This is a genomic window from Rhizobium cauense (assembly GCF_019511525.1).
In the GTDB taxonomy this organism is placed as follows: domain Bacteria; phylum Pseudomonadota; class Alphaproteobacteria; order Rhizobiales; family Rhizobiaceae; genus Rhizobium; species Rhizobium cauense.
This window is the reverse complement of the sequence record NZ_JAEUAT010000001.1, coordinates 371,817-392,109: the sequence shown is the minus strand read 5'-3', so window position 1 is coordinate 392,109 and position 20,293 is coordinate 371,817. Positions and strand designations below refer to the sequence as shown.

The following is a 20,293-nucleotide window of genomic DNA, read 5'->3' as shown; positions in this document are numbered from 1 at the left end:
GGGCATGCGAATATTGCTGGCCGAGGACGATCCCAACATTTCCGGCCACGTGGTCGATAAGCTTGGGCGGGAGGGATATCGCGTCGAGGTGTTTGCGAGCGGCCCCGACGTGTGGGAGGAAGGGGAGACGGGCGACTACTCGGCCATCATTCTCGATCTCGGATTGCCCGGCATGGATGGTCTGTCGATCCTGAAACGCTGGCGTGGCGCGGGCATCAACACGCCGGTTCTCGTTCTCACGGCCCGCGGCTCGTGGATGGAGCGCGTCGACGGCTTCGATGCGGGGGCCGATGACTATCTGCCGAAGCCGTTTCGTACCGAGGAGCTGCTGGCTCGCCTGAGAGCGCTCCTGCGCCGCACCGGCGCCATCGCATCGCGCGTCAAATCCGCCAACCGCTTCACGCTGGATGAGAGTGCAAGACGCGTTACCTTCGATGGGCGCGAGCTTGATCTCAGCCCGTTGGAATATAGAATGATCGCGCTTTTCATCGGTAAGCCTGGCGAAGTCCTGAGCCCAACCGAACTGGCCAGCCAGGTTCAGGGCCGCGACGACGATGCCGCCAAGAATGCCGTGGAAGCCATGGTGGCGCGGCTGCGAAAGAAGACCGACAGCGACGCCATCGAAACCCGTCGGGGTTTCGGCTATGTTCTTCCGGAGCGACAGAGGTGATCCACTCGCTGCATTTTCGCCTGGCTGCTGGTGCTCTCGTCGCGATCGCATTGGCGTTGACGCTTGTCTGGGCGGTTCTCAGCCATCTTTTCACCGACTATCTGGCAGACCAGTACTCCAACGAAATGACATCGGTGATGGACTCGCTTGCGGCGCAGCTCGCCGTGGAGAATGGCGTTCTGGAATTGAGAAATGAGCCTGCCGACTCGCGATTCCAGATACCGGCCGGTGGCCGCTACTGGCAGATCTCGCCCGTCAGCAATGAGGAGCCGCTGCGATCGCGCTCCCTTTGGGACGAAGAGATCTCCGCGGACACGCTGTCCAAGGACATGTACTGCGGGTTCCGAGAAACGGGCGGACCGGATGGCTCGCCGCTTCTTGTTTCGATGAAGACCATGACGCTAGGAGAAGGTCCGTCAAAAAAGGACTTCACCGTCTATGCCGCTTTCTCCAAGCCGGAGATGGAAGCTGCGCTTGAAAGCTATCATCGGCCGTTGCGTCTGATGCTGCTTTCGACTGGCGGCATGCTTCTCCTGGCCGCGTTTCTGCAGGGGTGGTTGGGCTTGCGCCCGCTGGTGCGGCTTCGCGATCGTGTCGCCGATATCAGGGCTGGGCGCAGCTCGCATATCGGCACGGAGGGACCGAGCGAGGTCAAGCCGCTGGTTCGCGAGATCAACCTGCTGCTGACGGAGCGCGAGACCGCAATCGAACGCGCTCGCGCGCGTGCCAGCGACCTTGCCCATGGTCTGAAAACGCCTCTCACTGTGTTGTCTCACCTGGTTGAAGCCTTGCCCGCGGACCAGCGCGAAACGGCACTGCAACAGATCGAGCTGGTCCGCCAGCGCGCCGATCGCCAATTGCAGGCCGCACGCATGGGGGTGGAGCAAATGGCCACGACGTCGCTGCTCGGCATTTCAGGAAAGCTCGTCAATGTGCTGACGCCTTTCACCGAAGAGAAAGGGATCGACTGGCATCTGGATATCGACCCGGCCCTGACGGTTCAGGCCGACCCCGCAGACATTGCCGAAGCGCTCGGCAATGTCCTCGACAATGCCGTGCGCTTCGCCAGAACGCGTATCGACCTTTCCGCCGGGCGCTCGCAGGATGATGTCGTGCTCAGTGTTTCCGACGATGGACCCGGCGCCGATCCTGGTAGCTACGACCTGATGTTGAAACGCGGTGTCAGGATCGACGAAGGCACGGCAGGCTCTGGCCTCGGGCTGGCGATCTCAGGCGATATTCTTGAGGCCTACGGCGGCAGGCTCGATCTTTCCGCCTCAAGATGGGGTGGGTTGCAGGTGAAGCTGATGCTTCCGGCCATGGCCAGCCGGCCTCCCGCCATTGCCTAGAAGATTCATTGGCCGCCCCGTTGCACTTTTATGACGCTGCGGTTATAAGCGCGCGTCCGAACTGACCGGCAGGGCATGCCGTGGCGGTTTCGAATGCTTGCGGAACGGTTCATCACCGGAGCCGCAGATCAACAACAAACGCTCCCGCACCTTGTTGCGACGGCCGGAAACCGGGCATCGCGAGAAGGCTTCTTTGATGAAGCACGCAGGGGATCAGAAACGGAGTAGCAAAATGCCCAAGATGAAGACGAAGTCTGCTGCCAAGAAGCGGTTCAAGATCACCGCGACCGGTAAGGTCAAGGCTGCAGCTGCTGGCAAGCGCCATGGCATGATCAAGCGTACCAACAAGTTCATCCGCGATGCACGTGGCACGATGGTTCTCGCAGAACCCGATGGCCGCAAGGTCGTGAAGAACTACCTGCCGAACGGTCTCTAAGACTATTCCGCGAACGCTTTAGATTAAGGAGATCATGAAATGGCACGTGTAAAAAGAGGCGTTACCGCCCACGCCAAGCACAAGAAGGTTCTGAAGGCCGCTAAGGGCTTTTACGGCCGTCGCAAGAACACCATCCGCGCTGCGAAGGCTGCTGTCGATCGTTCGAAGCAGTACGCTTACCGCGACCGCAAGATCAACAAGCGCAACTTCCGCGCTCTCTGGATCCAGCGTATCAACGCTGCCGTCCGCGAATTCGGCCTGACCTACGGCCGCTTCATCGACGGCCTGAACAAGGCTGGCATCGAAGTAGACCGTAAGGTTCTCTCCGACATGGCAATCCATGAGCCGGAAGCATTTGGTGCACTCGTTGCTGCCTCCAAGAAGGCTCTCGAGTACCTGAAGGACGCCGGTACGAAGAACGAGTTTGAAGCAGCCGTCAACTAAGCCGGCGCTATCAAAGCTTTTGCTTCGATGATTTGGAACCCGCGCTGGCCAGGCCTGCGCGGGTTCTTTGCATTTGGCGCGATGGTGATTGAGACGGCTTAAGCGCTCCTCTTTCGACGTCGCGGGCTTTTTGTGGTGTGCCCGGTTGATTGGCCGCGTGCACATGGGTAGTGATCTGCGACGCTTCATCGTGGCGCTTGAGCTATCCGATGCATGTTTTCGTGAATTATCGACAAGACTGACGCCCTGTGAGGCAGGAAAAGATGACCGAACTCGAAACCCTGGAAAAGCAACTTCTGTCTGATGTGGCAGCCGCTGCCGACGAGCCGGCGATCGAAGCCGTGCGTGTCGGCGCACTCGGCAAGAAGGGTTCGGTCTCCGAGCTCCTGAAGACGCTTGGTTCGATGACGCCGGAAGAGCGCCAGACGCGCGGTGCCGCGATCAATGCGCTGAAGAACGCCGTCACCGACGCGATCACGGAACGCAAGGCAGACCTGAAGAAAGCCGCGATCGACGCCCGCCTGAAGGCGGAGACTGTAGACGTCAGCCTGCCGGTCCGCTCTTCGCCGGCCGAGCGCGGCCGCATCCATCCGATCAGCCAGATCATCGACGAGATCACCGCGATCTTCGGCGACATGGGCTTCTCGATCGCTGAAGGTCCCGATGTCGAGACCGACTATTACAATTTCACGGCGCTGAACTTCCCCGAAGGCCACCCGGCCCGCGAGATGCACGACACCTTCTTCTTCAATCCGGATGAGAACGGTGAGCGCAAGGTGCTGCGCACGCACACGTCGCCGGTGCAGGTGCGCACCATGGAAGCGCAGAAGCCACCGATCCGCATCATCATCCCCGGCAAGACCTATCGCCAAGACAGTGACGCGACCCACTCGCCGATGTTCCACCAGGTCGAGGGCCTCGTCGTCGACAAGAAGGCGAATGTCGCCAATATCCGCTGGGTGCTCGAAGAGTTCTGCAAGACCTTCTTCGAGGTCGACAGCGTGACGATGCGCTTCCGCCCGTCGTTCTTCCCGTTCACCGAGCCGTCCTTCGAGGTCGACATCCAGTGCGACCGCTCCGGCCCGATCGTCAAGTTCGGCGAGGGCACCGACTGGATGGAAATCCTCGGCTGCGGCATGGTGCATCCGAACGTGCTGCGCGCCGGCGGTCTCGATCCCGACGAGTACCAGGGCTTTGCCTGGGGCATGGGCCTCGACCGCATCGCCATGCTGAAATACGGCATGCCCGACCTGCGCGACTTCTTCAACGCCGATGTCCGCTGGATGACCCATTACGGCTTCCGCCCGCTCGACATGCCGACGCTGTTCGGCGGTCTGAGCGCGTAAGGGAGGATAGAGATCATGAAGTTCACACTTTCCTGGCTGAAGGATCATCTGGAAACGGATGCGACCCTCGATGAAATCTGCAAGCGCCTGACCGAGATCGGGCTCGAGGTCGAGGACGTCGACGACAAGGCGGCGTTCAAGCCCTTCGTCATCGCCAAGATCCTGACCGCCGAGAAGCATCCGCAGGCAGATCGCCTCAAGGTTCTCTCTGTTGATACCGGCAAGGGTGCGCCCGTCCAGGTCGTCTGTGGCGCTCCGAATGCGCGCGCCGGCCTGATTGGTGCCTTCGCGGCTCCTGGCACCTATGTCCCGGGCATCGACGTGACGCTTGCCGTCGGCAACATCCGCGGCGTCGAAAGCCACGGCATGATGTGCTCGGAGAAGGAACTGCAGATCTCCGACAGCCACGATGGCATCATCGATCTCCCCGAGGATGCGCCTGTCGGCCAGAGCTACGCCGCCTACGCGCACCTCGACGATCCCATGATCGAGATCAACCTGACGCCGAACCGTCCGGATTGCACCTCGATCTACGGCATCGCCCGCGATCTGGCGGCATCAGGCCTAGGCACGCTGAAGACACGGCCCGCGCCGTCCTTCGCCGTCGAGGGCGAGACGCCGGTGAAGGTGACGCTCGACCTCGACGACGAGAAGCTTTGCCCGGGCTTTGCACTGCGCCTCGTGCGCGGCGTCAAGAACGGCCCGAGCCCGAAGTGGATGCAGCAGCGCCTGCTGGCGATCGGCCTGCGCCCGATCAACGCGCTGGTCGACATCACCAACTACATGACCTTCGACCAGGGTCGCCCGATGCACGTCTTCGACGCCGCCAAGGTCAAGGGCAACCTGACCGTCCGCCGCGCCAAGGATGGCGAGACAGTGCTGGCGCTCGATCAGCGCGAGTACAAGCTTGGTCCCAACAATGTCGTGATCACGGACGCCGATGGCATCGAGTCGATCGGCGGCATCATGGGCGGCGAGCATTCCGGCTGCGATGAGAACACGACCGACGTCCTGATCGAGAGTGCTCTCTGGGATCCGATGAACATCGCAAAGTCAGGCCGCGGCCTCGGTATCATCACCGATGCGCGCTACCGCTTCGAGCGCGGCGTCGATCCTCAGTACATGGTCCCGGGTATCGAGCGCACCACCGAACTGGTCCTCGAGCTCTGCGGCGGTACGGCGGCCAAGGCCGACGTCGTCGGCTACAAGGGCTATGAGCCCAAGATCGTCGATTTCCCCTTCTCCGAAGTCAAGCGCCTGACGGGCCTTGAAGTCTCGACGGAAGAGAGTGTCGCAATCCTGACCCGCCTCGGCTTCAAGGTATCCGGCTCCGGCGAACGCGTCTCGGTCTCGGTTCCGTCCTGGCGCCCCGATGTCGACGGCAAGGCCGACCTCGTCGAAGAAGTCATGCGCATCCACGGCGTCGACAACATCAAGCCGGCGCCGCTGGAAAGCCACGCGGCCGTCAACGGCAGAATCCTGACGACCCTGCAGATCCGCACCCGCACCGCCAAGCGCGCGCTTGCCTCGCGCGGCATGCTGGAAGCCGTCAACTGGTCCTTCATATCAGAAGATCAGGCGAAGCTCTTCGGCGGCGGCTCGCCGGCGCTGAAGCTTGCCAACCCGATCGCAGCTGACATGTCCGACATGCGCCCCTCGCTGCTGCCCGGCCTGCTCACGGCTGCCCAGCGCAATGCCGACAAGGGCTACGGCGACGTCGCGATCTTCGAAGTCTCCGGCACCTATGAGAACGATCGCCCCGAGGGCCAGCGCCGCGTTGCCGGCGGTGTCCGCCGTGGCACCGCCTCGCTTGCCGGCGCCGGCCGCATGTGGCTGAACGCTGGCAAGGGTGGCGGCAAGCCGGTCGACGTTTTCGACGCCAAGGCCGATGCGCTGGCCGTGATCGAAGCTTGCGGCCTGCCGATGGGCAATATCCAGATCGAACAGGGTGGACCGGAATGGTACCACCCCGGCCGTTCCGGCACCATCAAGATGGGTCCGAAGGTCATTCTCGGCTATTTCGGCGAGTTCCATCCCTTGACGCTGGAAGCACTTGACGTGTCAGGCGCTCTCTCAGGCTTCGAAGTCTACATCGACGCCATGCCTGAGCCGAAGAAGAAGGCGACCCGCACCAAGCCGGCGCTCGAGCTTTCACCGTTCCAGGCCGTCAAGCGCGATTTCGCCTTCGTCGTCGACAAGTCGGTGGAGGCAGGTGCGATCATCAAGGCCGCGACCGGTGCGGACCGCAAGCTCGTGACCGGTGTCAACGTCTTCGACATCTTCGAAGGGCCGTCGCTCGGTGACGGCAAGAAGTCGGTGGCGATCGAGGTTCAGATCCAGCCGGTCGAGCGCACGCTGACCGACGAGGATTTCGAAGCGCTGACGCAGAAGATCGTTGCCAGCGTGACAAAGTTCACCGGCGGCGTCCTCAGAGCCTGAGGGCACGATCTCTTGAAGCAAAGGCTGGCGATCAATTTCGCCGGCTCAGACTGCTGACGAGTGTTCTCTTTGCGGAACGATCAGTTTCTCCGTCATGCCGGCCTTGAGCCGGCATCCAGCGGCACCGCGTCCGTGGCGCGAAAGGCCCTTTGCGCGCAAGGACTTGCGCGCGCTGGACCCCGGATCAAGTCCGGGGTGACGACCGATAGGGCATCCATCCCAACATGCCAGAAGACTTTCTCAACAAGCTGGGCCGGCGATCACTCGCCGGCTTTTCTATGCGTGGAGATAGTAGAGCTTGTTGACGATCGTCCAGCGGCCGTCGATCTTCAGCATCGAGAGGTAGTCGGTGAAGCGCATGCCGGCGAAATCGTCGCTGACCTTGACGCTTGCCGCATCCCCGATGATGTCGAGCATCTGGATGTCCATATGCGGCTGTGTCGTCGGCGGGGCCGAGCCCTCGGCGACGATCGCGGCAATGAACTCGTCCCGGCTCAGCCACTCGACGGCGTTTTCATAGTGTCCAATGATGGCGCATTGCGGATGAAAGGCCTTCCGCAACGCAGCTTCGTTCGCGAAGGTCATGCCTTCGACGTAGAGATGGACGACTGCTTCGATTGCTTGCTGGTCCGACATGTCTCACCTCGCCAGAACATCTCCTTAGCATAGTGCAGGGACTGCGCGCGGCAAGGCCGCTGAAGGATGTGGGCCGGCATTCGAAGCTTCAACCTTTAGAGGTTGGTCATCGCCAGCGACGACTCCGAGTAGCGCTTGCCGGCGATCTGATCGAGCGAAATCGTCTCCCTCAGTTCGGCCAGCTCGCCCTTGCTCAGCACGATATCGGCGGCAGCCGCATTCTGCTCCAGATGGTTCACCTTTCGCGCGCCCGGGATCGGCACGATGTCGTCGCCCTGGTGCAGAACCCAGGCGAGCGCCAACTGCGCCGTGGTCACGCCCTTCTGCTTTGCAAGCGCCTCGAGCTTCGCGACCAGCGCGGCATTGGCGTCGAAATTCTCGGCCTGGAAGCGTGGCAGCTGGCTGCGGAAGTCGTCGGCGCCGAGATCCTCGCGCTTCTGGATCGCACCTGTCAGGAAGCCGCGGCCAAGCGGGCTGTAGGGCACGAAGCCGATGCCCAGCTCGCGGCAGGTATCGAGAACGTCGTGTTCGGGTTCGCGGGACCACAACGAATACTCGCTTTGCAGCGCCGCGATCGGATGCACCGCATGGGCGCGGCGGATGGTGGCGCTGCCGGCTTCCGAGAGACCGAGTTCACGCACCTTGCCCTCCCGCACCAGCTCGGCCATGGCGCCGACGGTCTCTTCGATCGGAACGTTGGGGTCGACGCGATGCTGGTAGTAAAGGTCGATGACATCGGTGCCGAGCCGCTTCAAGGATGCCTCGGCGACCCGCTTCACATTCTCCGGGCGGCTGTCGACGCCGGTAATGGCCGCAGCCCCGGATTTGTTCGGATCGTACTTGAAGCCGAATTTCGTGGCTATGACCACGCGGTCGCGCACCGGCCTCAGCGCCCGGCCAAGCAGCTCTTCATTGGTGTAGGGGCCATACAATTCTGCCGTGTCGAAGAAGGTGATGCCAAGGTCGACGGCGCGATCAAGCGTCCTGATCGACTCGGTCTCGTCGCTGGCGCCATAGGCGAAGCTCATGCCCATGCAGCCGAGGCCGACGGCAGAGACTTCGAGGTTTCCAAGCTTGCGGGTTTTCATGCGGGTGCTCCTTTGTCGAGCGCAATTCGAACCGCCGTGTTGCGGTACGAGGCAAACCTAGCGTCTTGGCAGCCCTCAAAAAATACGTGCAATATGTAACGGGCTGTTCTAACTGATAGATCAATGAACCGCACCCAGCTCGCTCAACTCGCCGTCCTCGCTGCCGTCTCCGAACGGCGGAGTTTTCGCGCTGCCGCGAAGGAGTTGCAGATCGCGCCCTCGGCGGTCAGTCACGCGGTGTCGAGCCTGGAGGAAAGCCTTGGTGTCCGGTTGCTGGCGCGCACCACCCGCAGCGTGGCGCCGACCGAAGAGGGGCGCCTGTTGCTCCAGCGTCTGAAGCCGGCGCTGGATGAGATCGGTATCGCGCTGGAAGCCGTCACCGAAGCGGGCGGACGACCGGCTGGCAATCTGCGCGTCACGGCGCCGCGTTTTGCCTCGGATATCCTGCTGGCGCCGCGCCTCGGCGAATTCCTGAACCGCTATCCCGACATCACCCTCGAAATCGCCAACGAGGATGGTTTCATCGACATCGTGCGTGAAGGCTTCGACGCCGGCATTCGCCTGGAGGAAAGTCTTGAGGCGGATATGATCGCCGTGCGGGCGTCGCCGAACCTGACTACGGTCATTGCCGGATCGCCAGATTATTTCGAGCGGCACCCGAAACCGCTGCATCCTTCCGATCTCGTCAATCATCGCTGCATCAAGCGCCGCTTTACCAATGGCACGATCTATCGCTGGGAATTCGAGAAGGACGGACAGGAACTGGTGGTGGCGGTCAATGGCCCGTTGATCGTCAGCGAGGACAGGCTGGCGCTCGTTGCCGCGCTGAACGGCGCGGGTCTTGCCTACCTCTTCGATCTCCGCGTCGAAGATGAGCTGGCGAGCGGCAAGCTCGTTCGCGTGCTGGAGGACTGGTGTTCGCCCTATCCCGGCCCGTTCATCTACTATCCGAGCCGCCGCCAGATGCGGCCGGCCCTGCGCGCCTTCATCGACTTCTTCCGATATGTCGCGTGAGGCGAAAGGATGCCGTTGGGCATCCCTTCGGGTAGACAATCAGGCCGCTGCCTTCTGGTTGGCAGCTGTCGTGGCGAGCTTCGACAACGTCTTGTCCGTCGCTGCTTCTTCCTGCAATGTCTGGTCGAGCAGAGCGACGACGTCCTTCTTGCCGAGCGTCTGCGCCCAGGTCTTCAGCGTGCCGTATCGGGCGATCTCGTAGTGCTCGACCGCCTGCGCAGAGGAGATGAGGCCGGCATCGATCGCCGGTGAGCCCTTGAACTCCTCTATGATCTCCTCGCCCTCGGCAATAATGCCCTGGATCGCCTCGCAGGTCTTGCCCTGGGCGCGCTTGCCGACGATTTCAAAGACCTGTTGCAGGCGTTCGACATGGCCCTCCGTCTGCTCGCGATGCTTTTCGAAGCCGGCTTTCAGCTCTTGCGATTGCGCCGCCCGCGCCATTTTCGGCAACGCGCGCAGGATCTGCCGTTCGGCAAAATAGATGTCCTTGAGTGTATCGTAGAATAGATCGTCGAGGGTCTTTTCCTTGGCCATTGTCTCTTCCCTTGTTGTGTGGAGAACCGCGAAGCGCGGCCAAAAGGGTAAGATAAGAAGACGCTAATTGTTCCTATCGTTTTTCGGGTTGCGCTGATCGTCAAGGACGGCAGACTGCGCCGGTCAAAACACAGGAGCTTTTCGTGAAGAAACCTGGATCGATGAAGGGCCTGGAAGAACTCGGGCGTGTGCGGCTTTCGAAAAACTTCTTCCTTCGCGATTTCCTGCACTCCGAAATCGCCGATTTCTACCGCATACCCAATATCCCCGAGAATCCAGATCTGGCGATCGAGGCCGGGAGGCGGCTCTGCGAGGAGCTGCTGGAGCCGCTGCAGGCGACATTCGGAAGGCTGCATATCCGCTCCGGCTATCGCTCGCCCGAGGTCAACCAGTTCGGCAACCGCAACAATCTCAACTGCTCGTCAAATGCTGCCACGGCAGCCGACCACATATGGGACCTTCGCGATTTCGATGGCTGCATGGGGGCGACCGCCTGCGTCGTCGTCCCGTGGATGATCGATAGCTACAAGAACGAGGACGACTGGCAGCGGCTTGCCTGGTGGATCCACGACCATCTGCCCTATGCAGCACTTTGCTTTTTCCCGAAACTCTGGGCTTTCAACATCCAGTGGCACGAGCGTCCGCGCCGCGTCATCCAGAGCTATGTCCGGCCACGCGGCATTCTGACGAAGCCGGGGATGGAAAACTGGGAGGGTAGCCACGCCGCGTCCTACGAAGGTTTCCCGCCGCTCAGAAATTGATGCGGTAGCGAATGTGCCCGTCGCTTTCGACATAGCTGTCGTAGAGCGCCCGCGCTGATCTGTTCTGCTCGCTGGTGTGCCAATAGAGCCGCGACCAGCCATTCTTGGTGCAGAGCGAAACGAGGTCGTCCATCAAGGCGCGGCCGATGCCTTTGCCGCGCGCGGTCGGATCGACGAAGAGGTCTTCCAGATAGCAATCCTTGCCGCGGATCCAGGTGCCCTCATGCGTCAGGCTGAGCGTGAAGCCCATCACCTTGCCGTCCACTTCGGCAACGCGCATGAAGATCGCAGACGCCGGATCGAAGACCCGGCGCCATGTCGCATCGGTGATATCAGGATCGACCGTGACTTCGTAGAAGGCGAGATAGGCGGCCCAGAGCGCGCGCCAGCGCGCTTCGTCCTCGGGCTTCGCATCGCGGATCGTCACGGTCATTGGATGGCTCCCGTCAGGCGCCGGCCTTGTCGAGCAGCGCCATTGCGTCGTCGGAGAGCGAAAGTGTCGCCGACTTCGCCAGGCTGTCAAGCTGCGACAGGCTGGTGGCGCTGGCGATCGGTGCCGTCACGCCCTTCTTTCTGAGCAGCCAGGCAAGCGCGATCTCGGCCGGCTTGGCGTCGGTTTCAGCCGCGACCTTGTCGAGTGCCGCGAGGATCTTCAGTCCCTTGTCGTCGAGATAGCCGGCTGCCTTGCCGCCGCGTGCCTTGCCTTCGGTATCGGCCTTGCTGCGATACTTGCCGGAGAGGAAGCCCGCAGCGAGGCTGAAATAGGTGATGACGCCGATATCGTCCTTGACGCAGAGATTGGCCAGCGGGCCCTCGAAGGGCGCGCGGTCGTAGAGATTGTATTCCGGCTGGATCACGTCGTAGCGCGGCACGCCGGCCTTCTCGGCGGCATCGAAGGACGCCTGAAGCTGTGTCGCGTCGAGATTGGAGCAGCCGATCGCGCGGATCTTGCCTTGCTGCTTCAGCTTGGCAAAGGCGCCAAGCGTTTCCTCATAGGGCGTGCTCTCGTCCGGCCAATGCGAGAGGTAGAGATCGATATAGTCGGTCTGCAGCCGGCGCAGCGAATCCTCGACCGCCTTGAGGACATAGGTTTCCTTCAGCGTCTTGCCCTGGCCCATGTCGGAGCCGACCTTGGTGATCATGACAGCCTTGTCGCGGGAAACCTTGCCGCGCTTCAGCCACTTGCCGATGATTTCCTCGGAATCGCCGCCTTTGTTGCCCGGCACCCAGGCCGAATAGACGTCGGCCGTATCGATCGTGTTGAACCCGGCGTCGAAGAAGGCGTCCAGAATGTCGAAGGACGTCTTCTCGTCGGCCGTCCAGCCGAACACGTTGCCGCCGAAGACGATCGGGGCGATCGAAAGGCCAGTTTTTCCAAGACGGCGCATATCCATGGCGCTCTCCTAAAGTGCTGAATTGATTGAAATCGGTGACGCGGCAGAACGCCGCCGGGAGGTAACCTAGCGCGGTCGCCGTCTCATGGAAACCAGCTCCGCGAATTGTGATCGCACCATTGCGCCGCAGCCGCAGCCTCACTAAGCTTGCGCAAAAATCGAACCAGGAGAGGACCCAGGCTATGCTGCGTTTTGGCATTCTTTCGACCGCGAAGATCGGCCGCGAACTCGTTGTTCCCGCCATCCAGGATGCGGAAAACTGCGTCGTGACGGCGATCGCCAGCCGCGATCTCGCCAGAGCTCGCGAGATGGCGGATCGTTTTTCCGTCCCGCACGCCTTCGGCTCCTATGAGGAGATGCTGGCTTCCGACAAGATCGACGCCGTCTACATCCCGCTGCCAACCTCGCAGCACGTCGAGTGGACGATCAAGGCTGCCGATGCCGGCAAGCACGTGCTCTGCGAAAAGCCGATTGCGCTCAACGCCGATGAGATCGACAGCCTGATCGCCGCCCGCGACCGTAACAAGGTTCTCATCACCGAAGCCTATATGGTCACCTACGCGCCGGTCTGGCGGAAGGTCCGCTCCTTGATCGCCGACGGCGCGATCGGCACGCTCCTGCACGTGCAGGGCGCCTTCACTTACTTCAACCGCGACCCCGGCAACATGCGCAACATTCCCGAACTCGGCGGTGGTGCACTTCCCGATATCGGCGTTTACCCGACGATCGGCACGCGCTTCTCCACCGGCAAGGAGCCGCTGCGCGTCCAGGCGGTCACCCGCCGCGACCCTGAATTCGGCACCGACATCTATTCGAGCGTCAAGGCCGACTTCGGCGATTTCGAGCTGACCTTCTACATCGCCACCCAGATGGCAAATCGTCAGGTGATGGTGTTCCACGGCACGGACGGTTTCATCGAGGTGAAGTCGCCCTTCAACGCCGACCGCTGGGGTGCCGAGGAGATCGAGCTCACCAACCGCAACCACAATGAATCGACGATCTTCCGCTTCCCGGACAGTCGCCAGTACAAGCGCGAAGCGGAGGCGTTTGCCCGGGCTGCCAGCGGCGAGAATGAAGAGGTCGTGACGCTGGAGAGCTCCAAGCTCAGCCAGAAATTCATCGATGCGATCTATCGCGCCAGCGAGAAGGACGGCTGGGAGCCGGTCTGATCTCAGTCGCCGCGAAAAACGAAGCGCGAGTAGCCGAAGAAGCTGAACAGCATGGACGCGGCGGTGGAAAGCACCACTGCCGCGAGCGGCTGCAGGTCTGGCAGCCGCAGCAGCAGCGCCGAATAGAGCCCATAGTTGAGCAGTGCCGCCGTCACGCCGACGGAGCCATAGCGAAATCCTTCGACAGCGAGCGAGTGTCCGGAGCGGCCGAACGTGAACGTTCGGTTGAAGAACCACGTCGATGCCATTGCCAGAGCGATCGCGATCAAGCGGGCAAGAAAGGGGCCAAGCGACGTGACGTGCAGCAAGAGCGCAAGCACGCCGGCGTCGACAAGGAAGCCAAGGCCGCCTGCAATGCCAAAGCGGAGCAGCTTCTTCATCTGGTCCCGGTCTTGGCAGACTGATGATGAGCGCCGAGGTCCTCGATCGAGGGAAGCGTAAGCTCGCGCGCACCAGGGGCGACGAGGCCCATATAGTGGATGCGGAGCTGCTCGGCGCGGGCGCGTGAAACAGAATCGAGGATCACGCCTGCGGTAAACATCATGAACGAGACCATCATCAGCGCCATCGACAAGACCCATGTCGGCATACGGCTGACAAGGCCCGTCTCGAAATATTCGACAAGAACCGGCGCCATGAAACCCAGGCTCGCCAGCATGAAGGCCGCGCTGACGATGCCGAAGAACGCAAAAGGCCGCGTCTCTTTCATCAGCGTGGCGAACATCCAGAGGATCTTGGCACCGTCCTTGAAGGTGGAGAGCTTGGAGTGTGAGCCTTCCGGCCGGCGGCCGTAATCCAGCTCGAGCTCGCTGACGGGCAGCTTCAGACGCGAAGCGTGAACGGACATTTCGGTCTCGATCTCGAAGCCTCCCGAGACAGCTGGGAAGCTTTTGACGAAACGCCGCGAAAAAACGCGATAGCCCGAGAAAATGTCGGTGAAGTCGGTTCCGAAGATCGTTCGGTACAAGACGTTGAAAATCCTGTTGCCGAAGGCATGCCCCTGTCTGCCGGCGTCGGCATGCACGCCGCGCCGCGTGCCTACCACCATATCGGCGCGCTCGGTCAGCAGCGTGCGGATCAGTTCCTCGGCGTCGTCTGACGAGTACGTCCCGTCGCCGTCGGCCATGATGTAGATGTCGGCATCGATGTCGGCGAACATGCGCCGGACAACGTGACCTTTGCCCTGTCGCCGTTCGCGCACGACGTGCGCGCCGGCGAGCATCGCATGCAAGGCGGTGCCATCGGTGGAATTGTTGTCGTAGACATGAATGGCGGCGCCCGGCAAGGCGGACTTGAAGCCGCGCACGACGGAGCCGATGGTCGCGGCCTCGTTATAGCAAGGCAGGAGCACGGCAATACTGAGATTGTCGATACGCGATCCAGTCATGATCACACCCGTGGTGGAGAAAGTCCGGCCGACCATAGCAGTCGGCCGTTAACAACTCGCTATGGAGCCTGCGAAAGCGCCCCTGCCAGCAGCGCTTTTACCGTTTCTTGATAGGAGCGCGCTACGATTTCGCCACTCAAAACGGTGGGATCCGCCTGATGACGAATGTTGCCCAGATGGCCGATGCTCCCGCATCGGCATCGTCGATCGCCAAGCTGCGTTCCATGATGACCCGGCTATGGCCGGCGGTGCTCGTCTACTCTGCGCTCCTCATTGTCGCGATCCTTGCGCTGAAGCTGCCCGGCGCGATCGACTATGTCGGCGCGGACAATGATGATGGCATGCGGCTTGTCGAAGTGCGTGACTTCCTCAACGGGCAGGGCTGGTTCGACCTGATGCAGTACCGCATGGGGCTGGGCGACGGCACTCTGATGCACTGGTCCCGCCTGGTCGACCTGCCGATCGCGACGTTGATCAGATTCTTCGAGCTCTTTGTTTCGCAGGAGCGGGCCGAGGCGCTCGCACTGGCGGTCTGGCCGCTTTCACTCACCATCCCCACCATGTGGGCCATGGGGCTTGCGGGCCGCCGCATCGACGGCACTTTCGGGATGCACGTTGCTCTCGGATTGACGGCACTGCTGCTGGTCACGGGCAATCGCTTCCTGCCCGGTGCAATCGATCATCACAACGTCCAGATTGCCCTCGTCGCCATCATGGTCGCGATGCTGCTTGATGAGGACCATCGGCCATTGAGCTACACGGCCGCCGGGTTGGCAGCGGCGACAGCGATTGCAATCGGGGCAGAAACGACGCCCTTTGTTGCGGCGGCGTGCATCGCTGTCGCGGTCTCATGGGCCTGGGAGGGCGAAGCCTTTGCGCGCGCAGCCAAGGCTTTCGGATTCGCGCTGGCCGTGTCGATCAGCCTGCTGTTCTTTGCGACCGTCCCGCCGCGGCTCTATTCAGTCGTTTCTTGCGATAGTCTTTCCCTTGGCTACTACAGCCTTGCGACGATCGGTGGGGGTCTGCTCCTTTTCGGTGCGACCTTTGCAAGTCGGGCGAGCCGGTTGCTCCGATTTGTCGTCTTGGCCGGGGTAGGAGCAGTCGTTCTAGCCGCCACGGTGACGATAGCGCCGCAGTGCCTTCATAACCCGCTGGCCGACCTCGATCCCCTCCTGGTCACGCAGTGGCTTGATGGCGTGCAGGAAGCCCAATCCATTCTTGCTCTTGGCGGCCGCGATCCGTTCACGCTTGGCTTCTTCTATGCGACCGGCGTCTTCGCTATGGCCGTCTGTGTTTTCCGTCTCGTCCAGCGGGATCGTGTGCGGATCCACCTGATCCTGCTCTTCCTGCTGATCGTCAGCTGGGCCATCGCCGCGGTTCAGGTGCGCGGCGCCATGTTCTCCAATCTTGTCGCGATCTTGCCGCTGACATTGCTGATCGTCGACATGCGCCGGCTGTCGTCCACCGACAGTGAAAATGTCGCGGCCGCCTTCTGCTATCTATCCACCGTCCTGATGAGCGTTGCAGCCGTCTGGGGTCTCGGAGGGAGTCTCATGGACATGAACAACAGCGAAAGCTTCGGGCAAACAGCGTCCGCGAAGCCGTCCTGTTCATCGAGGGCATCTCTCGCTCCCCTGGCCGACGTCCCGGCGGGTCTGGTGGCTGCCCCATCCGACATGGGTGTCTCGATCCTCCGCTTCACGGAGAACAGGATTCTCTCGGCGCCCTACCATCGAAATCAGGGCGGCATGCTGACGGAAATGCACATTGGCCTGGCCACGCCGCAGGAGGCCGAGGCCTTCCTCAAGGGCGCAGGTGTCAGTGTTCTGGCGTTCTGCCCCCGCCATCCGCAGACCAGGGAGTTTGCAAAGATGAAACCGGATGGCCTCTACGGGCAACTGACGAAAGGCGTCGTCCCCGCTTACCTTGTGCCTTTGCCGACAACTGATGGTGCGCCAGTCCGCTTCTTTCGCTACGTTCCGACAGGCTCGTAGGGTTCAGACAAAGCGTCGGCGGTCGCGAAGGCGGCCGACAACGTGGAGGGCCAGAAGGCAGACGAGAAGCCCGGTATCATAGCAGACGATAGCGGCTACCAGGTCGAGAATGGACGTCGATGAAACCCAGGCTGCACAGGCATAGGCGACGCAAATCAGGAAGCCGACCAGCACCATCGAAAAAATCGAGCGCATTGGTGCGGTGGCGAAGCCAAGTGTCATGGCCGTCAGAGCGATCATCAGCATCTCCTGATTCGCTTCACTATACGCATGTCTGCCTTGCCGAACAATTAACCGGCTCATCGATTGTCGCTTTCCCTGCTGTCCCCGATCGGCACAGCCTGCCGTGGTAGACCTAGGTGAGCCCGACGATGTTTTCGGCGGTCGTTCCGCTGGCGTGGATGCGCGAAACCCGCAGCGGCAGCAACGATCCATCGGGCACGAAGGCAAATGTAAGCGTTTGCCCGGATGCCATCGTCACCACCAGGTCGCCACCCACGCCGACATAGAGCGCCCTTGTGATCTCCGCGATATCGAGGCTGTCGCTGGGCACGATGGCGAAGCCGGCGCTGGCGGGCCCGGTGAGCGAGGGGGCATGGGAGGCAAAACGATCGGACATGGAGAACTCCTTTCATGTTTGCCTGATGATCACTGCGCAAGGAATGCCGGGGAAAATGGGGAGCGGTGGAGTTGCAATTTCGGCCGGATGGTCGGATTAACGGTTTGATTTGAAAAAGAAAAATGATGGACGGGCGGATCTTTCTCTGGAGGCGAGCCAAAAAACGTCCCCCTCTGGAGGCTGCTCTTTTCTGCCTCATCGGCTAGAACAGCATTATGAGCAACGTCTTCGAGAATGATTCGCCCAGCAATCTTACCGAGTACTCGGTGTCGGAACTTTCCGGCTCGATCAAGCGCACCGTCGAAACGGCCTTTGATCAGGTGCGGGTGCGGGGCGAGATCTCCGGCTACCGCGGGCCGCATTCTTCGGGGCATGCCTACTTTGCCCTGAAAGACGACCGCGCGCGTATCGACGCTGTTATCTGGAAGGGGACATTTTCCAGGCTGAAGTTCCGTCCCGAAGAGGGCATGGAGGTGATCGCCACCGGCAAGGTGACGACATTCCCCGGTTCGTCGAAGTATCAGATCGTCATCGAGACGCTGGAGCCTGCCGGCGCCGGCGCGCTGATGGCTCTGATCGAGGAGCGAAAGCGCAGGCTGGGCGCCGAGGGGTTGTTTGATCCGTCCCGCAAACGCCGGTTGCCGTTCATGCCAAGGGTAATCGGGGTCGTGACCTCGCCGACCGGCGCCGTCATTCGCGACATCCTGCACCGCATCTCCGATCGATTCCCGGTCCACGTCATCGTCTGGCCGGTGAAAGTGCAAGGCGAAGGCTCCGGCGAGGAAGTCGCCAACGCCATCAGAGGGTTCAACAGCTTTGAGCCGCAGGGGGAAATGCCGCGACCGGATGTCCTGATCGTCGCCCGCGGTGGCGGCAGTCTCGAAGATCTCTGGAGCTTCAACGACGAAATCGTCGTGCGTGCTGCCGCCGACAGCCAGATCCCCCTGATCTCGGCCGTTGGCCACGAAACCGACTGGACGCTCATCGACTATGCCGCAGATGTGCGTGCGCCGACGCCGACGGGTGCTGCCGAGATGGCGGTGCCGGTGAAGGCCGAGCTGGAAGCGCAGACGGCGGCGCTCGCTGCGCGTCTGCAAGGCTGCATGAGCCGCCGCATGGATCATCACCGCCAGTCCGTGCGGGCCTTGATCCGTGCCCTGCCGTCTCTGGATCAGCTCCTTGCCCTGCCGCGTCGCCGCTTTGACGAGGCTGCAGCCGGTCTTGGGCGCGGCCTCGAACTCAACACGATCAACAAACGCCACAGCTTCGAGCGGACAGCCGCGCACCTGCGTCCCGATGTTCTGTCGAACCGCATTGCTGAACGTCGCCAGCTTCTGACAGAGCGGATGACGCGCGCCGAGCGGACGATTGAGCGCCTCGTGGATCGCTCGAAATCGCGGGTCGGCCGAGCCGATGCTATCTTCGCGACGCTGCCGGCGCGGCTGATGACCCAGACGGCTCGCCTGCGCGACCACCTCACCAATCTGTCGCGCCACGCCGATACTGCAGTCAGGCACAAGCTGACCCGTGCACGCGGCGAACTGACGGCGCAGGACCGCGTTCTTCAGTCGCTCTCCTACAAGAACGTGCTGAAGCGCGGCTACGCGGTGATCCGGGACGACGAGGACAAGCCCCTGTCACAGGCCGCGATGCTCTCGTCGGGCATGGGCATTTCGATTGAGTTTGCCGATGGCCGGGTCGGAGCTGTGACCGCCGAGGGAGGCTCGCCGCCTTCCGGGGCGAAGAAGCGCGCGGCCAAGCCACAGGACGAGCGCGTCCCGCCGAAACAGGGCAGCCTCTTCTAGGCGACGCACCCGAGCACAGGCATCATGTGAGTGCAACATATACGTGTTATCCTCCGGGCAATGTGGGAGGAGAGACATGAGGCTTGCATCGTTCAATGTCGAAAACCTGTTCGACCGCGCAAAGGCAATGAACCTTGACACGTGGGCCGAGGGGCGCGTCGTCCTCGACCGTTTCGCCGAGCTGGAGAAGCTGCTCGGCCAGGTGGTCTACAGCGAAGCCGACAAGGCGCGCATGGCCACGTTGATCGTCGAACTCGGCATGGAGAAGAGCGACACGGGCCCCTTCGTTATCCTTCGCCGCAACAGGGGCAATCTCTTGAAGCGGCCACGCACCGGCGGCGTTGTGATTACCGCGAATGGGCGCATCGATTGGGTCGGATCGCTGGAATTGCGCGACGAGCCGATCGACGAAATCGCCATGCAGAACACGGCGCGGGTCATGCGCGACCTTGAAGCCGACGTGTTGGGGGTGGTGGAGGCCGAAAGCCGGCCGGTCCTTTCCGCTTTCAATACGCAGGTGCTGCCGGCCATTGGCGGCAGCCCCTTCTACCAGGTCATGGTGATCGACGGCAATGACGAACGCGGCATCGACGTGGGACTGATGACGCGCAAGGGTTTCGTGCTCGATCTCATGCGCAGCCACGTGGACGATCGGGACGGGGCAGGGAACCCGATATTCTCACGGGATTGCCCTGAATATTACGTGACGACGCCCGCCGGAGCGACGCTGCTCGTCATGGTCAACCACTTCAAGAGCAAGGGCTTCGGCAGCGCCCAGTCCTCGAACGCTCGCCGGCGCGCGCAAGCGGAGAGGGCTCGGGCGATCTACGAGAAGCGAATTGCGGAAGGGCTGGACTATATCGCGCTGGTCGGCGACCTGAACGACACGCCGGACAGTTCGCCCTTGTCGCCGCTGAAGGAAAGCACGCTTCGCGATGCCTTTGTTCATGCCGCCTTCGACGATGGCGGCTTTCCCGGCACCTTTGGGCTCTGCAACGCCGAAAACAAGATAGACTACCTGCTTCTGTCGCCGAAGCTCTTCGACAAGGTTCAGCGCGGCAGCGTCTTCCGCAAGGGCGTCTGGCCCGGCAGCCGGCCGAGGCGTTGGGAGGCCTATCCGGAGCTGACCGAGCCAAAACACTCGGCATCGGACCACGCCGCAATCTGGGTCGATCTGGACATTTGAGGACGGTGTAGAAGCCTGTTCG

21 protein-coding genes are annotated in these 20,293 nt (G+C 61.9%); 12 read left to right on the top strand and 9 right to left on the bottom strand.

Features of this window, described 5'->3' with window-relative positions; translation table 11 throughout:
* The first annotated feature begins 4 nt into the window (after window positions 1-4).
* The 6 genes from JNB88_RS01970 to pheT all read left to right on the top strand — a co-directional run bounded on the left by JNB88_RS01970 (window position 5) and on the right by pheT (window position 6,684).
* Window positions 5-670, top strand: coding sequence for a response regulator transcription factor (locus JNB88_RS01970; RefSeq protein WP_220354080.1), 666 nt, complete (start codon window positions 5-7; stop codon window positions 668-670).
* Window positions 667-2,019, top strand: a complete 1,353-nt coding sequence (locus JNB88_RS01965) for an ATP-binding protein (RefSeq protein ID WP_220354079.1) — start codon at window positions 667-669, stop codon at window positions 2,017-2,019. Before JNB88_RS01970 ends, JNB88_RS01965 begins: the two co-directional genes overlap by 4 nt.
* Before the next feature lie 232 nt (window positions 2,020-2,251).
* A complete protein-coding gene (gene rpmI, locus JNB88_RS01960; RefSeq protein WP_007529267.1) occupies window positions 2,252-2,455 on the top strand; it encodes a 50S ribosomal protein L35 in 204 nt (67 codons plus the stop codon).
* Window positions 2,456-2,494: 39 nt separating this feature from the next.
* Complete coding sequence (gene rplT / locus JNB88_RS01955; RefSeq protein WP_007798644.1) at window positions 2,495-2,899, top strand: 50S ribosomal protein L20; 405 nt, start codon at window positions 2,495-2,497, stop codon at window positions 2,897-2,899.
* A gap of 263 nt (window positions 2,900-3,162) precedes the next feature.
* Window positions 3,163-4,245, top strand: coding sequence for a phenylalanine--tRNA ligase subunit alpha (gene pheS, locus JNB88_RS01950; protein ID WP_016552375.1), 1,083 nt, complete (start codon window positions 3,163-3,165; stop codon window positions 4,243-4,245).
* Window positions 4,246-4,260: 15 nt separating this feature from the next.
* Window positions 4,261-6,684, top strand: a complete 2,424-nt coding sequence (gene pheT / locus JNB88_RS01945; protein WP_220354078.1) for a phenylalanine--tRNA ligase subunit beta — start codon at window positions 4,261-4,263, stop codon at window positions 6,682-6,684.
* A 276-nt stretch (window positions 6,685-6,960) separates the two neighbouring features.
* On the opposite strand, the gene JNB88_RS01940 is transcribed toward pheT, so the two are convergent.
* Window positions 6,961-7,320 carry a nuclear transport factor 2 family protein gene (locus JNB88_RS01940; protein ID WP_220354077.1) on the bottom strand — a complete coding sequence of 120 codons (360 nt, stop codon included), beginning with the start codon at window positions 7,318-7,320 and terminating at the stop codon, window positions 6,961-6,963.
* Between the two features lie 95 nt (window positions 7,321-7,415).
* Window positions 7,416-8,408, bottom strand: a complete 993-nt coding sequence (locus JNB88_RS01935; protein ID WP_220354076.1) for an aldo/keto reductase — start codon at window positions 8,406-8,408, stop codon at window positions 7,416-7,418.
* 123 nt (window positions 8,409-8,531) lie between these two features.
* On the opposite strand from JNB88_RS01935, the gene JNB88_RS01930 reads away from it, so the two are divergent.
* Window positions 8,532-9,422: a LysR family transcriptional regulator gene (locus tag JNB88_RS01930; protein WP_220354075.1), complete on the top strand. Its 891-nt coding sequence runs from the start codon at window positions 8,532-8,534 to the stop codon at window positions 9,420-9,422.
* A 39-nt stretch (window positions 9,423-9,461) separates the two neighbouring features.
* Here the strand turns inward: JNB88_RS01930 and JNB88_RS01925 are convergent, their stop codons facing one another.
* Window positions 9,462-9,956: a YciE/YciF ferroxidase family protein gene (locus JNB88_RS01925; protein ID WP_113361023.1), complete on the bottom strand. Its 495-nt coding sequence runs from the start codon at window positions 9,954-9,956 to the stop codon at window positions 9,462-9,464.
* 143 nt (window positions 9,957-10,099) lie between these two features.
* On the opposite strand from JNB88_RS01925, the gene JNB88_RS01920 reads away from it, so the two are divergent.
* Window positions 10,100-10,717, top strand: coding sequence for a hypothetical protein (locus JNB88_RS01920; protein WP_220354074.1), 618 nt, complete (start codon window positions 10,100-10,102; stop codon window positions 10,715-10,717).
* Here the strand turns inward: JNB88_RS01920 and JNB88_RS01915 are convergent.
* A complete protein-coding gene (locus JNB88_RS01915) occupies window positions 10,707-11,150 on the bottom strand; it encodes a GNAT family N-acetyltransferase (RefSeq protein ID WP_220354073.1) in 444 nt (147 codons plus the stop codon). The genes JNB88_RS01920 and JNB88_RS01915 overlap by 11 nt on opposite strands.
* 13 nt (window positions 11,151-11,163) lie before the next feature.
* Window positions 11,164-12,111 carry an aldo/keto reductase gene (locus JNB88_RS01910; RefSeq protein ID WP_220354072.1) on the bottom strand — a complete coding sequence of 316 codons (948 nt, stop codon included), beginning with the start codon at window positions 12,109-12,111 and terminating at the stop codon, window positions 11,164-11,166.
* Between the two features lie 182 nt (window positions 12,112-12,293).
* On the opposite strand from JNB88_RS01910, the gene JNB88_RS01905 reads away from it, so the two are divergent.
* Window positions 12,294-13,280: a Gfo/Idh/MocA family protein gene (locus tag JNB88_RS01905; RefSeq protein WP_220354071.1), complete on the top strand. Its 987-nt coding sequence runs from the start codon at window positions 12,294-12,296 to the stop codon at window positions 13,278-13,280.
* Between the two features lie 2 nt (window positions 13,281-13,282).
* Here the strand turns inward: JNB88_RS01905 and JNB88_RS01900 are convergent, their stop codons facing one another.
* Both JNB88_RS01900 and JNB88_RS01895 read right to left on the bottom strand, forming a co-directional pair.
* Window positions 13,283-13,660: a GtrA family protein gene (locus JNB88_RS01900; protein ID WP_220354070.1), complete on the bottom strand. Its 378-nt coding sequence runs from the start codon at window positions 13,658-13,660 to the stop codon at window positions 13,283-13,285.
* Window positions 13,657-14,667 carry a glycosyltransferase gene (locus JNB88_RS01895; RefSeq protein WP_220354069.1) on the bottom strand — a complete coding sequence of 337 codons (1,011 nt, stop codon included), beginning with the start codon at window positions 14,665-14,667 and terminating at the stop codon, window positions 13,657-13,659. Before JNB88_RS01895 ends, JNB88_RS01900 begins: the two co-directional genes overlap by 4 nt.
* Before the next feature lie 158 nt (window positions 14,668-14,825).
* Between JNB88_RS01895 and JNB88_RS01890 the strand changes: the two genes are divergently transcribed.
* A complete protein-coding gene (locus JNB88_RS01890) occupies window positions 14,826-16,661 on the top strand; it encodes a hypothetical protein (protein WP_220354068.1) in 1,836 nt (611 codons plus the stop codon).
* 3 nt (window positions 16,662-16,664) lie between these two features.
* Here the strand turns inward: JNB88_RS01890 and JNB88_RS01885 are convergent, their stop codons facing one another.
* Both JNB88_RS01885 and JNB88_RS01880 read right to left on the bottom strand, forming a co-directional pair.
* Window positions 16,665-16,901: a hypothetical protein gene (locus tag JNB88_RS01885; RefSeq protein ID WP_220354067.1), complete on the bottom strand. Its 237-nt coding sequence runs from the start codon at window positions 16,899-16,901 to the stop codon at window positions 16,665-16,667.
* Between the two features lie 115 nt (window positions 16,902-17,016).
* Complete coding sequence (locus tag JNB88_RS01880) at window positions 17,017-17,280, bottom strand: spike base protein, RCAP_Rcc01079 family (RefSeq protein ID WP_220354066.1); 264 nt, start codon at window positions 17,278-17,280, stop codon at window positions 17,017-17,019.
* Between the two features lie 215 nt (window positions 17,281-17,495).
* Here JNB88_RS01880 and xseA point away from each other — a divergent pair, with 215 nt between their 5' ends.
* Window positions 17,496-19,085, top strand: coding sequence for an exodeoxyribonuclease VII large subunit (gene xseA, locus JNB88_RS01875; protein ID WP_220354065.1), 1,590 nt, complete (start codon window positions 17,496-17,498; stop codon window positions 19,083-19,085).
* A 76-nt stretch (window positions 19,086-19,161) separates the two neighbouring features.
* Entirely contained in the window at window positions 19,162-20,271 is a 1,110-nt protein-coding gene (locus JNB88_RS01870; protein WP_220354064.1) for an endonuclease/exonuclease/phosphatase family protein, read from the top strand.
* Window positions 20,272-20,293 lie beyond the last annotated feature (22 nt).

Coding starts and splice junctions, on each gene's coding strand:
- JNB88_RS01970 (WP_220354080.1), top strand. CDS start 5: ATGCGAATATTGCTGGCCGAGGACGATCCCAACATTTCCGGCCACGTG.
- rpmI (WP_007529267.1), top strand. CDS start 2,252: ATGCCCAAGATGAAGACGAAGTCTGCTGCCAAGAAGCGGTTCAAGATC.
- rplT (WP_007798644.1), top strand. CDS start 2,495: ATGGCACGTGTAAAAAGAGGCGTTACCGCCCACGCCAAGCACAAGAAG.
- pheS (WP_016552375.1), top strand. CDS start 3,163: ATGACCGAACTCGAAACCCTGGAAAAGCAACTTCTGTCTGATGTGGCA.
- pheT (WP_220354078.1), top strand. CDS start 4,261: ATGAAGTTCACACTTTCCTGGCTGAAGGATCATCTGGAAACGGATGCG.
- JNB88_RS01940 (WP_220354077.1), bottom strand. CDS start 7,320: ATGTCGGACCAGCAAGCAATCGAAGCAGTCGTCCATCTCTACGTCGAA.
- JNB88_RS01935 (WP_220354076.1), bottom strand. CDS start 8,408: ATGAAAACCCGCAAGCTTGGAAACCTCGAAGTCTCTGCCGTCGGCCTC.
- JNB88_RS01930 (WP_220354075.1), top strand. CDS start 8,532: ATGAACCGCACCCAGCTCGCTCAACTCGCCGTCCTCGCTGCCGTCTCC.
- JNB88_RS01925 (WP_113361023.1), bottom strand. CDS start 9,956: ATGGCCAAGGAAAAGACCCTCGACGATCTATTCTACGATACACTCAAG.
- JNB88_RS01915 (WP_220354073.1), bottom strand. CDS start 11,150: ATGACCGTGACGATCCGCGATGCGAAGCCCGAGGACGAAGCGCGCTGG.
- JNB88_RS01910 (WP_220354072.1), bottom strand. CDS start 12,111: ATGGATATGCGCCGTCTTGGAAAAACTGGCCTTTCGATCGCCCCGATC.
- JNB88_RS01905 (WP_220354071.1), top strand. CDS start 12,294: ATGCTGCGTTTTGGCATTCTTTCGACCGCGAAGATCGGCCGCGAACTC.
- JNB88_RS01900 (WP_220354070.1), bottom strand. CDS start 13,660: ATGAAGAAGCTGCTCCGCTTTGGCATTGCAGGCGGCCTTGGCTTCCTT.
- JNB88_RS01895 (WP_220354069.1), bottom strand. CDS start 14,667: ATGACTGGATCGCGTATCGACAATCTCAGTATTGCCGTGCTCCTGCCT.
- JNB88_RS01890 (WP_220354068.1), top strand. CDS start 14,826: ATGACGAATGTTGCCCAGATGGCCGATGCTCCCGCATCGGCATCGTCG.
- JNB88_RS01885 (WP_220354067.1), bottom strand. CDS start 16,901: ATGATCGCTCTGACGGCCATGACACTTGGCTTCGCCACCGCACCAATG.
- JNB88_RS01880 (WP_220354066.1), bottom strand. CDS start 17,280: ATGTCCGATCGTTTTGCCTCCCATGCCCCCTCGCTCACCGGGCCCGCC.
- xseA (WP_220354065.1), top strand. CDS start 17,496: ATGAGCAACGTCTTCGAGAATGATTCGCCCAGCAATCTTACCGAGTAC.
- JNB88_RS01870 (WP_220354064.1), top strand. CDS start 19,162: ATGAGGCTTGCATCGTTCAATGTCGAAAACCTGTTCGACCGCGCAAAG.